We start from the raw sequence: 11862 nt of genomic DNA, 5'->3' as shown, positions 1-11862 counted from the left end.
ACGTCGAATGGGCGGCCGCGTATTGCGGCCGCCCATCTCTGTACCCCGGTGAGGAGCGGGCCTAGTAGTCGGTGGGAACCGCGGTGCTGCCCGTGGCGAGATCCTCGAGTGTCAGCTCGGGGTGGTCCCTGACGGTGTTGCGCAGCCGCCACGGAGTGCTGAACAGGGCCAGGAGGGTGCCGTCGGAGCGCAGCAGCACTTCGACCTGGCGGTCGTGCCCGAGGATCTCGGCGCTCTCCCGGTCGGTGCGCCGGGCGAGCTGGTAGGGCAGGGCTTCCAGACGGATGGCGGCGCTGAAGTCGTGTGTCATGCGTTCCTCGACGACTTCGAACTGCATCGGTCCGACCGCGCCGAGCACCGGTGCCTGGTCACCGCGCAGTTCTGAACGCATGACCTGGATGACGCCCTCGTGGTCGAGCTGGTCGATGCCGCGCCGAAACTGTTTGTGTTTGCTGCTGTCTGCCGGGTGTGCCACCCGGAAATGCTCGGGTGCGAACAGGGGCATGGGCGGAAATTCGACCGGGTCCTGGTCGTAGAGGGAGTCTCCGACGCGCAGGGATGCCGCATTGATCAGGCCGACCACGTCGCCGGGCCAGGCTTCGTCGGCCGTTTTGCGTTCCTGACCGAACATCTGCTGGGCGTACTTGGTGGCGAACGGCCGTCCGCTGGCGGCGTGGGTGACGACCATCCCGCGGTGGAAGACTCCGGAGCAGACGCGGACGAATGCGACGTGGTCGCGATGTGCGGCGTTCATCCCGGATTGGACCTTGAACACGAATCCGGAGAAGGCGGCGTTGACGGGGCGGCGGCGGCCGGCGATATCGGCTCGCGCTTCGGCCGGTGGGGCGGATTCGACCAGAGTTTCCAAAAGCTGCTGCACGCCGAAGTTCAGCACGGCCGCACAGAACAGGACGGGTGTGGTTTCCCCGGCAAGGAATCGGGCCTCGTCATGGTCCTGGCCCTCGACTCGGAGCAGGCTGGATTCCTCGGACGCTGTCACCCAGGCGTCTCCTTCTTCGGTTTCGGCGTCGGCCGGGCTGAAGCGGTCTTCGACCGCGGTCGTGGCGCCACCGGGCGTGCGGGTGTACCGCACGTAGTCGCCGGACCGGCGATCGAGTACCCCGCGGAAATCTCCCGAGATGCCCACCGGCCAGGTGAGTGGCGTGGGTACTAGGCCGGTGCGGGCCCGGATCTCGTCCATCAGGGCGAGGGCGTCTTCGCCGGGGCGGTCCCACTTGTTGATGACGGTGATGACGGGCAGGCCGCGCTGCCGGCACACGTCGAAGAGTTTCATCGTCTGTACCTCGAGGCCTTTGCTGGCGTCGACAAGCATGACGGCGGCATCGACGGCGGAGAGCACCCGGAACGTGTCCTCGGAGAAGTCCGCGTGGCCAGGGGTGTCGACCAGGTTGATCACGGTGTCGCGATGGTGGAACTGGATCGCGGCCGAGGTGACGGAGATTCCGCGGGCCTGCTCCATGGCCATCCAGTCGGACACTGTTCCTCGTCGGCCGGCCTTGCCATGCACCGCACCTGCCTTATCGATCGCGTGGGCGTGCAAGAGAAGCGCCTCCGTGAGGGTGGACTTGCCGGCGTCGGGATGGGAGATCACCGCGAACGTGCGACGGCGGAGGGCCTCGGATAGAACGTCGAGGTTGGACACCTCTGGGGGATGGATCATTGCTTCTTTCCTCGGGAAGGGACGGTGACACGGCACCTGTTGCTGGGGGAGTCAGAGGCCGCTGAGCATCTCCACGAAATCGCTTGCCACGCCGATCCGCTGACGCAGAGCGTGCTCCCGGCATTCGGCGTCGGCCAGCATGACCTCCAGCTCCCGTCGATCGGCCGGTGTTGGAGCATAGGAGGCGGAATCGATGCGGTCCAGTGTCGCCAGGACGTTCCGGATCTCAGTTGTGCTTAGCGAGAGTGCTCGCATGGCACGGATGACACGGGCCCGGTCCAGGTCTGCGGGAGCGTAGAAACGGTAGCCGCACTCGCTACGCCCGGATGCCTGAAGCACTTTGATCTCGTCATAGTGCCGGACCGTGCGTTGAGAGAGTCCGGTCCGGTCGGCGAATTCACCGATAAGCATGACAGCCACCTCTTTTCGTGCAGAAAGAACCGCACATATCTACTCTAACGTAAGAGTAGTGTTTGTGGTTGAGGCAAAGATCTGAGGACTATGAATAGTGGAACCAAGCAACATCCGTGGTCGCGTTACGTGGCTCTGGGCGATTCTTTCACGGAGGGCATCGGCGATCCGGAACCGGCCAGCCCGGGCGGGTACCGGGGCTGGGCCGACCGCATCGCGGAAGTGCTCACCGCCGGCACAGGCGACTTCGCCTACGCGAATCTCGCCGTTCGCGGGAAGGTGCTCCGGCAGATCGTCGACGAGCAGATCGAGCCGGTGCTCTCATTGCGCCCGGACCTGATCACGATTTCGGCCGGTGGGAATGACGTCATCCGGCCGCGCAGCGACCCGGATGAGGTCGCGGTCCGGTGCGAGGCCGCCATCGAACGGCTCAAGCGGGACAACGCGACGATCGTTCTTTTCACCGGTCCTGACCTCGGTTTCTCCCCGGTATTTCGCGGTGTTCGCGGCAGGATCGCCATCTACAACGAGAATTTGCGCGCCATCGCGGTCAGACAGGAGTGCGTTGTCGCCGACCTGTGGGCCCTGACCGAGATTCAGGATCCCCGCATGTGGGCAGCCGACCGGCTGCACTTGAATGCCCTCGGCCATCACGCGGTGGCCCGAAACGTGCTCTCGGCGCTCAATGTCACGAATGCACTCCAAGCCCATGACCCCGAACCGATGGCGGACGGAACCTGGCGAAACGCCCGCACCGATGATCTCGTCTGGGCGCGCACCTATCTGGCGCCGTGGCTGTTTCGACGGGCCAGGCGGCAGTCCTCGGGCGACAAGCTGCTCCCCAAACGGCCCACTGCCCTGACCCTGAACGGGCCTCGGGCCTGAGCGTGGCGGTCGCCTCTAGAGCTCGAGCGCCCCGATGACCTCGCTGTAGCGGGTCTGCCCGACGTCGGTGAAACCGACACGGTGGAAGAAGGCCTCCGGCCCGGCCGCCCCGGGTTCCCAGATCACGGTGACGCGATCGAGTCCTCGGCTGCGGGCTTCGTCGGCGAGGGCGGCGACGGCAAACGTCCCAACGCCCTGCCCCTGGGCATCCGCGCGCACGCTTATGCGCCAGAGGCACGCCCGAAATTCTTCCTCTTCGGCGTCGGGGTCGAAGTTGCCGTGGATGAATCCGACAACTTGGTCACCGTGCAGCACCACTCGTTGCCAGGAAACGGCCGGATTTGTCGCCGCGGCTGCCACCGAATATGAAACGGGGGTGATGAATTGCTCCTGGCCCGGCTTCATACTCAGGTTGTTGGCCGCAACTACGTTGCTGGCGGACAGTATTTCCAATCGCAGTTCAGTCATACGAGTCGATTAGCCTTTCTGGTCTTCGTTCTCTGGTCTTCGTTCGCTGGTGGAACAACGGCGGTCGCATCGATGCGGGCGATGCGGCCGCCGCTGGTCGGGTGGGCGGCGTCAGCCGAGTGCCGCCATCAAGTGGGTCTGGTTCGTTTCCGGTGTCGGCAGGGTCAGTGTGATGACGGGGAGTCCCTGGTCCAGGAGATCCTGGGTGTCGCCGGCGGCCTGGGCGGCCAGAAGCTGCTCGAACGTGAATGGGCGACCCGGGATGAAGAGATCTGTGGATCCGGTTGTTGTGATCTGCAGGAACACACCCTTCGCCGAGCCTCCTTCCTGGTAGAGGCCGGTGGAGTGCAGGAATCGAGGACCCCAGCCCAGGGTGACAGGTCGGCGGGCCTTGGTGGCCAGGCTGTCGCGCAGATCTTCCAGTTGGGGGAAGGCCAGGCGGTTGGCATAGACCTGCACGGCCACATAGCCGTCGTCGCCGAGGTATGACAGCAGGGAGTCCACGGCCTCCTTCAGCGTATGGGAGTCGTTGACGATGTCGGCGGAGCCGCGCACTTCGATCCGTTCCGAGGTCAGGGCGGGGGGCACGGGTTGAGATCCCATCCGGACGAGTGCGCGCGTCGCCATATCCGATGCGTCGATGTCGGGCTGTGCGAACGGGTTGATGCCCAGAATTCGTCCGGCCACCACGGTCGCGTACTCCCATAGGAGGACCAGGCCGCCCAGAGAACCGCTGACGATGATGTCTCCCGGCCGGGAGTCCTCGTAGGAGTCGGCGTCATCGACCAGACGTACGATCTGCAGATCGGGCAGGTGCATGGCCTCCCGGGCGTCGAGCTCCGGTGCGTTCGGGGCGAGCGTGAACGGGAAGAGGCCTCCTGCTCGCTTGCCGATGGACTCGGTGATCAGCTGTTCGGCCCAGAGATCGAAGCCGACGGCACTGGTCCCGGTGACGATGAAGCCGAGCTTGTCCCGCAGGGGGTTGGTGGCCGCGATTGCGGCACCGAGAACGAACCCGGGATTCTCGATCGCGTCCACGGCCAGATCCGGGGTGATCGCCTCCGCCTCGTCCAGGAGCTGCTGGATATCGGCGCCGGCCAGGCCGGCCGGAACCAGCCCGATGGCCGTCAGTGCCGAGTATCGGCCGCTGATGCGGGGGTCAGTGAGGAAAACGTAGTAGCCAGCGTGGCGTGCGCTGCCTTCGAGCGGGGTGCCAGGGTCGGTGACGACGATGATGCGTCCTCGAGGATTGATGCCGGCATCGACAAATGCCTTCTCGTAGGCGCGGAGTTGGCTGTCTGTTTCTATGGTTTCGCCCGACTTCGAGCAGATGACGAGTGCCGTGCTGCTCAGGCGGTCGTGGAGGGCGGCGTGCACCCAGTCGGGATCGGTGGTGTCCAGAACGGTGAGCTCGACCCCGGCGGTGCGGGCGATCATCTCCGATGCCAGGGCGGATCCGCCCAGCCCGCCCAGCACGATGTGGCTGATCCCCGCGGCGGCAAGTTCATCGCGCAGGGCGAGGATCTCAGGAATGAGGGGCCGGGCGGCGGCGACTGCCGGTGTCCAGCCGAGACTGATTCGGGCGGCCGGCTCCGCGGCGGCTCCCCACAGGGTTGCATCCTGGGCAGAGAGGCGCGTGGCGACCCTATCCGCGACAAGCAGGGGGACTGCGCGTCGGACAGCTGATTCCGTGTCGCGGCTGCGGCGAATCGTGACGCTCATTTGGCTGCCTCCAGGGCCAGGCGCACGGTTTGGAGGAGGTCGTTCCAGGACGCCCTGAATTTGTTCAGGCCCTCCGCCTCGAGGTAGTCGGTCACTCCGGCATAGGAGATGCCGAGGGCAGCGATCCTGTCCAAGATCTTGACGGCGGCCGGGTAGGAGCCGGTGATCGTGTCACCCCGAACACTGGCATGGTCGTGGGTGGCCTCGAGCGTTTGTTCGGGCATCGTGTTCACGACATCACTGGCGGCGAGCTCGACGACGTACATCGTGTCGGGCCTGGTCGGGTCCTTGACGCCGGTTGAGGCCCAGAGCGGCCGTTGTTCGTTGGCTCCGACCGCGATCAGTCCCTGTGCGCGCTGGTCAGTGAACGATTCCTGGTAGACCTCGTATGCGAGCCTCGCGTTGGCGATTCCTGCTTGTCCCCGCAGGGCGCGGGCCTCGTCCGTGCCAATGGCGTCCAGGCGGCGGTCGATTTCCGTGTCCAGTCTGGATACGAAGAAGGATGCAACGGAGTGGATGCTGGACAGGTCCAGTCCGGCTCTCTTTGCCCTCTCCAGCCCCGCCAGGTACGCTTCGATCACCTCGCGGTAACGGTCCAGACTAAAAATGAGGGTCACGTTGACGCTGATCCCCGCACCGATGACCGCCGTGATGGCCTCCAGTCCGGCAGCGGTAGCGGGAATCTTGATCATCACGTTGTGCCGGTAGATTCGGGACCAGAGAGCCTTCGCTTCGGCAATCGTGGCATCGGCCCGATGGGCGTTCACGGGCGCACACTCGATCGATACCCGCCCGTCGAACCCCTGGGTCTGCACGTAGATGGGTCGGAGCATATCCGCCGCCAAGGCAACGTCCGTGCTCGTGATTTCAAAGACCGCATCGGCCGCGCTCGTACCTGTGCCCGCCAAATCCCTGATCTGCTCGGCGTACGCATCACCGTGGGCGAGGGCCGCCGCGAAGATCGTCGGGTTGGTCGTGACCCCGACTACATTCCGATTCTTGATGAGCTCTTTCAAACTCCCGGACTGGATTCGCTCCCGCGACAGGTCATCAAGCCAGATGCTGACTCCCGCATCAGAGAGCCTCTGCGTGGGAGTCATTGTGGACGTGTGGGTCATAGCTGTTATCTCCTTGACGCTGGCAGTAGACAAGGCCAGCTGGTTTCGTCGCGGTGATCACGGGAAGATCGTTGCCTGTTGCAAACGTGGGGGAGGGTTCAGCTTCTATCGCTACCGGATCACAGCACCCCAACTCTACACTTACGTAAGAGTATGTTTTGAAGATCAGGTCGTGGTGACGTAGACGGTGTTGGTCGACGTGCCGCCGGTGATCCGGTTGTCGAAGGAGATGACGTGGGCGGTGGACGTCACGAAGACGCTGCCCAGGCTCGCCATGAAATCGTCGACGGGCGGATCGTCGGACCACAGCGCGAAGATGCCCCCGACCTGGAGGTGACGCGCGAGCGCCTGCAGACCAGAAACGGTGTACAGATCGGCATGACTGGGATCCAGCTGGTGGCGCGGCGAGTGATCGATGTCGACCAGGATCGCGTCGTAGCGTGGGGAATCGGGCGTCGGCTCAGCGCGCATCAGTGCGAAGAAGTCGTCGGCCTGCAGTCTGGTGCGTGCGTCGCCGGTGAGGGCGCTTGACGTGGGAAGCAGCCCTCGCTGGTGCCAGTCGATCACGGTGGGAAGGGCGTCGACGACGGTGAGGGCGTGCACGCGCGGGTCGGCCAGGGCCGCCAGTGCGGTGTAGCCCAGTCCGAGTCCGCCGACGAGCACGGCCAGTTCGTCGCCCTCGGTTGCAGCGAGGCCCAGGTGTGCCAGCTCTTTTTCCGCGACGGTGAAGAGGCTGGACATGAGGAACTCCTCGCCCAGCTTCACCTCGAAGACCTCAACCCCCAGCGTGGGCTCGATCCGACGCCGAAGAGTCAGCTCGCCCATCGGCGTCGGCTGCCAGTCCAGTTCTTCGAATCTCGCGATCATCGGCGGCCTCTTTCCATCACTGCCTTATTCCGGTGCACGGTTACTCGCCGCCGAGATTCCCGGCGAGACGGGTGTGGATGATGGTGCTGGCGTCGTTCAGGCCGACGAGGATCACCCGTTTGCCGTGACGTTCGTACTTGTTGGTGATCGCGTCGAGTGCGGCGACGGTCGAGGCGTCCCAGATGTGTGAGCGAGTCATGTCGATCACGATGCGGTCGGGGTCGTCCGCGTACTCGAACTGGGTGGTGAGGTCGTTGCTGGAGGCGAAGAAGAGCTCGCCGGTGACCGTGTAGAACGCGGTGGGCACAGGCTCACCCTCGGGCAGGGTCCGCTCGACGTTGACGAAGTGGGCGACCCGGCGGGCGAAGGCGACCATGGCCACGAGCACCCCCACGATCACGCCGATCGCGAGGTTGTGGGTGAGCACGACGACCACGACGGTGGCGACCATGACCGTCGTCTCGCTCTTCGGCATCCGTTTCAGGGTGGACCAACGGATGCTGTGCCAGTCGAAGGTCAGCACGGCCACGATGATCATCACGGCGACCAGGGCGGCCATTGGGATGATCGCGACCAGGTCGCCGAGGCCGACGACGAGGATCAGCAGGAACACTCCGGCGAGGAATGTGGAGATGCGGGTGCGGGCGCCGGAGGCCTTGACGTTGATCATGGTCTGGCCGATCATGGCGCAGCCGCCCATGCCGCCGAAGATGCCCGACAGCATGTTGGCGACGCCCTGGCCCCAGGCCTCGCGGGTCTTGCGGGAGTGGGTGTCGGTGATCTCGTCGACGAGCTTCGCCGTCATCAGGGACTCGAGCAGACCCACGAGAGCCATTGCCACGGCGTACGGGGCGATGATCGCGAAGGTGTCCCAGGTGAGCGGAACGTTGGGGATGAACAGCTCGGGCAGGCTCTTCGGCAGTTCGCCCTGATCGCCGACGGAGGGCACGTTGATCGCGGTGACGACGACCACCACGGTGAGCAGCACGATCGCCACGAGCGGGGCGGGAACGATCTTGGTGAGGCGGGGCATCACCACCATGATCAGCAGCCCCACGGCGACCAGCGGGTAGACCAGCCACGGCACGCCGAGCAGGTGGGGGAGCTGGGCCATGAAGATCAGGATCGCGAGAGCATTGACGAAGCCGACCATGACACTGCGGGGGATGAACCGCATCACCTTCGCCACGCCGAGCACCCCGAGCACCACCTGGAAGACCCCGCCCAGGATCACCGTGGCGATGAAGTAGTCCATCCCGTACTCACGGGCCACGGGGGCGATCACGAGCGCGATTGCGCCGGTCGCGGCGGTGATCATCGCCGGCCGTCCGCCGAGGAACGCGATCGACACCGCCATCACGAACGACGAGAACAGTCCGACCCGGGGATCGACGCCGGCGATGATCGAAAACGAGATCGCCTCCGGAATCAGCGCCATCGCCACGACAAGGCCGGCGAGCACCTCCCGGGTCAGCAGGCGCGGGGAGCGCAGTGCGGTAAGCACCGAAGGGTCGGCCTTATAGCGAGTGGATTTGGGCGAACTCGTGAGAACAGCCATGAGGCCTTCCGGCAGGGAACGAAGCCGGACCCGGGAGGACAGCCGACATGGAAACGCTACCCTAACGTCAGGTTAGAGGTGCTCAGGGGGTATGCGGCGTTGTCCGCGTTCGGCAAGGTCAGAGCGTTGATCTTTCTGCCAGTCAATCAACCCTTACGTGAGGTTTGATTTAGTCTGAAGTTGCACGAAAAGTTTTTGGACAGAAATCGCAGGGAGCATGGAAGTGGAACTACAGGCTCACAACTCGGACGAACGACGGCTTCAGCGCACTTCGGCGGGTGCTCTCGCAAGCGCGTATCCAGCTGCGGCAGGCGTGCTCATTTTCGGGCACTTGGCGACGGGGTCATCTGCGCCGTCGTACCGGTTGCTTACTGCAGTGTCCCTACTAGTGTTCTTTTGGGCGCTGGCTACCCACTGGCATCTTCGTGGCCACGTCAACCTTCGGCCCAAACGCCCGGTCCCAGCCGGTAGCGCTCGCACGCCCGCGCGATCCAGCATCCTGTATGCGTTCACTCCGGAGGCATGGCAAAATTTCCCCGCCTATTCGGGAACGCTGATGATCGCAAGCTACGCCGGATGCGTCGGCCTGATGGTCGTCGTCGTTTCCGCGGGCACGCCCGCCGCATCGGGGGAGACGGCGTTGGGATATTTCGCAGCTGCGGGCTTGTCTCTGTGCCTTCACGAGCCCGCTCGGTGGGCCTTCCGACGTCAACAACTGGGCCTGGAGTCGTCAACCTAACACATACGTTAGGGTAGAGTTGCGGTGTTTGGTCCTCACTGAAACGCCTCCACGTCGCGATGAGTTACGCCGCGATCAGTCCTGACCCGATCAGTTTGACGCGATGCACGCATCCGGAGTGCACCTCCGCAGGAGAAACACATGACAGACATCCTTACCAGCGAAGAAGCAGCCGAACATCGTTACCTCGCGAAGACGCTCGAGCTTCTGGAGTCGGCGCACGCGAACATGGTCGATTCGATCGACAGCACGGCCATCTCGATCGGCGAACAGAAGCGCCAGATGTGGGAGCATCAGCGCGATATGGATCACGCTGAGAAGGCGAATGCTCGCATGGAAGTCTCAACGACGATCACGGTCGGCAACTACGCGGTCAAATCGCGTGACTCACTTGAGCGGCTGAGAAACTCGCCCTACTTCGGGCGAGTCGACTTTCAGCACACTGACACGGATGCCTCAAAGCCGTACTACATCGGCGTGCACGGATTCTGGGACCCCGAGACGCAAGACCTCCGGGTGCACGATTGGCGTGCACCGGTTTCGAGTCTCTACTACGACTACGAGGCCGGTTCGGCGTCGTTCCTCGCGACTGAGGGTGTCGCCGAGGGTGAGATCACGGGTAAGCGCCAGTACAAGATCGAGGGCGGGCAGCTGCAATATCAGCTCGAGAGCTCGATCAATATTGGTGATGAGGTGCTGCAGCGCGAGCTCAGCGAGTCTGCCGATGACAAGATGCGCAACATCGTCGCGACGATCCAGCGTGAGCAGAACGCGGTGATCCGCAACGAGACGGCCAATGTGCTCATCCTGCAGGGCGTTGCGGGCTCCGGAAAGACCTCCATCGCACTTCACAGGTTGGCGTTTCTGCTCTACCGGTTCAAGGGCACCTTGTCTTCCAGCAACGTCATGATCCTGTCTCCCAATAAGGTCTTCGCCGACTACATCGCCGACGTCCTCCCTGAGCTGGGCGAGGAGCAAGTCGCGGAGATCGACCTGGACCGCATCGCCGCGCGCTTCCTCACCAAGGTCGTGCAGCACCAGACCTTCAGCGAGCAGGTCACCGGCCTCCTCGACAACGTCGACCATGCTGCCGCCGATCGGATGCGAGCCAAGGCGACCCCGGAGTTCGTCGAGGCGCTCAACGAGTGGATCGCCGCCCGGGCAAAGGACTTCGCGCCCGAGGGGATTCTGCAGCATTCAGAGCGGGTGACCGCGGACTGGGTCACGGAGACGTACGCGAGCGGACACACCTCGCCCGTTTTCACTCGACTGGATCGAGTTTCCGACAGCGCTATCCACCTGATGAAGCAACGTGTACTCGACAGAGAAGGCAAGTGGAGTGCCGCTGACTCGACCGGTGTCCGCAAACAGGTTCGCGCAATGATCCCCTTCAGAGACGCTCTCGCGCTGTATCGGGCGTTTTTCGATCAGCCATCGCGTCGTGGACAGTTCAAGATGCTCGATCGCAAGCGCATCGAGCACTCAGACGTTGCACCGTTGATCTACACGATCATTGCGACGGCACGCCACGACAGCTACGAAGACATCCGTCACCTGCTCATCGATGAAATGCAGGACTACACCCCCATCCAATACGCGGTTCTGCGAAAGCTGTTCGCCTGCAACATGACGATCTTCGGCGATTCCAACCAGTCCGTGAACCCCTTCAGCTCCTCGAACCTCGAGACGATTTTCAGCATCTTTCCCGACGCCGACTGCCTCGAGCTCCGCAAGAGCTACCGCTCGACCACCGAGATCACCGAATTCGCTCAGAACATCTCCCGCAACGACAAACTCATCCCCATCGAACGCCATGGCCAGCCACCGCAGCTCGTCGCCTGTGAAGCGCCGCAGGACGAGACCGCGCTCATTCTCGACATCATCACGACGCACGAACGAAGCGAATACCGATCGCTCGGCATCGTCTGCAAAACTCTCGACCAGGCGGAGCAGCTCTATCGATCCGTCGCGGCGGAGGGCATCGAACTCACCCTCCTCGATTACGACAGCAAAACCTTCACCGGCGGGATCATCATCACCTCAGCCCACATCGCTAAAGGACTCGAGTTCGACGTCGTCATCGTCCCGCACGTCAATGACACCACCTATGCCACCGATATCGACCGCAGCATGCTCTACATCGCGTGCACCCGCGCCATGCATCAGCTCCACCTCACTCACACCGGCACTGCATCGGAGTTTCTGCACTTCGCGCTCGAGCTCAGGCACCAGGAATCGCAATGAGCCGGTGGCGCCCGCGCCGACCAAGTGGCCCGGCCTCGGCCTGGTCCAGGTGTCATGCTGTGTTTCCGAAATTGCGTGCATTCAGCGTGGGCTTTGTGCCCACGTCGTGGGTGATGACGCACCCTGGAACCAATGGGTACCTCTCCACCTGGGGTGCCATTCTCGCGGG

General features: G+C 63.7%; 9 protein-coding genes. 2 read left to right on the top strand and 7 right to left on the bottom strand.

The window, feature by feature from the left end; all coding sequences use genetic code 11:
• Positions 1–61: 61 nt before the first annotated feature.
• Together E3O22_RS04400 and E3O22_RS04395 are read right to left on the bottom strand one after the other, a co-directional pair.
• Positions 62–1681, bottom strand: a complete 1620-nt coding sequence (locus E3O22_RS04400; protein WP_134395353.1) for a peptide chain release factor 3 — start codon at positions 1679–1681, stop codon at positions 62–64.
• Positions 1682–1732: 51 nt separating this feature from the next.
• Positions 1733–2092, bottom strand: coding sequence for a MerR family transcriptional regulator (locus E3O22_RS04395; RefSeq protein WP_134395352.1), 360 nt, complete (start codon positions 2090–2092; stop codon positions 1733–1735).
• Positions 2093–2182: 90 nt separating this feature from the next.
• Here E3O22_RS04395 and E3O22_RS04390 point away from each other — a divergent pair, with 90 nt between their 5' ends.
• Complete coding sequence (locus tag E3O22_RS04390) at positions 2183–2977, top strand: SGNH/GDSL hydrolase family protein (RefSeq protein ID WP_134395351.1); 795 nt, start codon at positions 2183–2185, stop codon at positions 2975–2977.
• A gap of 15 nt (positions 2978–2992) precedes the next feature.
• On the opposite strand, the gene E3O22_RS04385 is transcribed toward E3O22_RS04390, so the two are convergent.
• The 5 genes from E3O22_RS04385 to E3O22_RS04365 form a co-directional block, all read right to left on the bottom strand.
• Entirely contained in the window at positions 2993–3445 is a 453-nt protein-coding gene (locus tag E3O22_RS04385; RefSeq protein WP_134395350.1) for a GNAT family N-acetyltransferase, read from the bottom strand.
• A 111-nt stretch (positions 3446–3556) separates the two neighbouring features.
• Positions 3557–5167 carry a glucose-6-phosphate isomerase gene (locus E3O22_RS04380; RefSeq protein WP_134395349.1) on the bottom strand — a complete coding sequence of 537 codons (1611 nt, stop codon included), beginning with the start codon at positions 5165–5167 and terminating at the stop codon, positions 3557–3559.
• Positions 5164–6285 (bottom strand): transaldolase, encoded by a 1122-nt coding sequence (tal, locus tag E3O22_RS04375; RefSeq protein WP_134395348.1) that lies wholly within the window; start codon positions 6283–6285, stop codon positions 5164–5166. The genes E3O22_RS04380 and tal overlap by 4 nt, the downstream gene beginning before the upstream one ends.
• A gap of 165 nt (positions 6286–6450) precedes the next feature.
• Positions 6451–7152, bottom strand: a complete 702-nt coding sequence (locus E3O22_RS04370; RefSeq protein WP_134395347.1) for a spermidine synthase — start codon at positions 7150–7152, stop codon at positions 6451–6453.
• 40 nt (positions 7153–7192) lie between these two features.
• Entirely contained in the window at positions 7193–8710 is a 1518-nt protein-coding gene (locus tag E3O22_RS04365; RefSeq protein WP_134395346.1) for a SulP family inorganic anion transporter, read from the bottom strand.
• 880 nt (positions 8711–9590) lie between these two features.
• On the opposite strand from E3O22_RS04365, the gene E3O22_RS04360 reads away from it, so the two are divergent.
• On the top strand, positions 9591–11693 hold the full coding sequence (locus tag E3O22_RS04360) for a UvrD-helicase domain-containing protein (RefSeq protein ID WP_134395345.1): 2103 nt from the start codon (positions 9591–9593) through the stop codon (positions 11691–11693).
• Positions 11694–11862 lie beyond the last annotated feature (169 nt).

The organism is Cryobacterium sp. TMT2-18-2, from assembly GCF_004402245.1.
In the GTDB taxonomy this organism is placed as follows: domain Bacteria; phylum Actinomycetota; class Actinomycetes; order Actinomycetales; family Microbacteriaceae; genus Cryobacterium; species Cryobacterium sandaracinum.
The sequence above is the reverse complement of the archived record's forward strand: the minus strand, read 5'-3'. Positions and strand labels throughout refer to the sequence as shown.

Bases quoted from the DNA above. Each gene is read 5' to 3' on its own strand.
- E3O22_RS04400 (WP_134395353.1), bottom strand. From the start codon at position 1,681: ATGATCCATCCCCCAGAGGTGTCCAACCTCGACGTTCTATCCGAGGCC.
- E3O22_RS04395 (WP_134395352.1), bottom strand. From the start codon at position 2,092: ATGCTTATCGGTGAATTCGCCGACCGGACCGGACTCTCTCAACGCACG.
- E3O22_RS04390 (WP_134395351.1), top strand. From the start codon at position 2,183: ATGAATAGTGGAACCAAGCAACATCCGTGGTCGCGTTACGTGGCTCTG.
- E3O22_RS04385 (WP_134395350.1), bottom strand. From the start codon at position 3,445: ATGACTGAACTGCGATTGGAAATACTGTCCGCCAGCAACGTAGTTGCG.
- E3O22_RS04380 (WP_134395349.1), bottom strand. From the start codon at position 5,167: ATGAGCGTCACGATTCGCCGCAGCCGCGACACGGAATCAGCTGTCCGA.
- tal (WP_134395348.1), bottom strand. From the start codon at position 6,285: ATGACCCACACGTCCACAATGACTCCCACGCAGAGGCTCTCTGATGCG.
- E3O22_RS04370 (WP_134395347.1), bottom strand. From the start codon at position 7,152: ATGATCGCGAGATTCGAAGAACTGGACTGGCAGCCGACGCCGATGGGC.
- E3O22_RS04365 (WP_134395346.1), bottom strand. From the start codon at position 8,710: ATGGCTGTTCTCACGAGTTCGCCCAAATCCACTCGCTATAAGGCCGAC.
- E3O22_RS04360 (WP_134395345.1), top strand. From the start codon at position 9,591: ATGACAGACATCCTTACCAGCGAAGAAGCAGCCGAACATCGTTACCTC.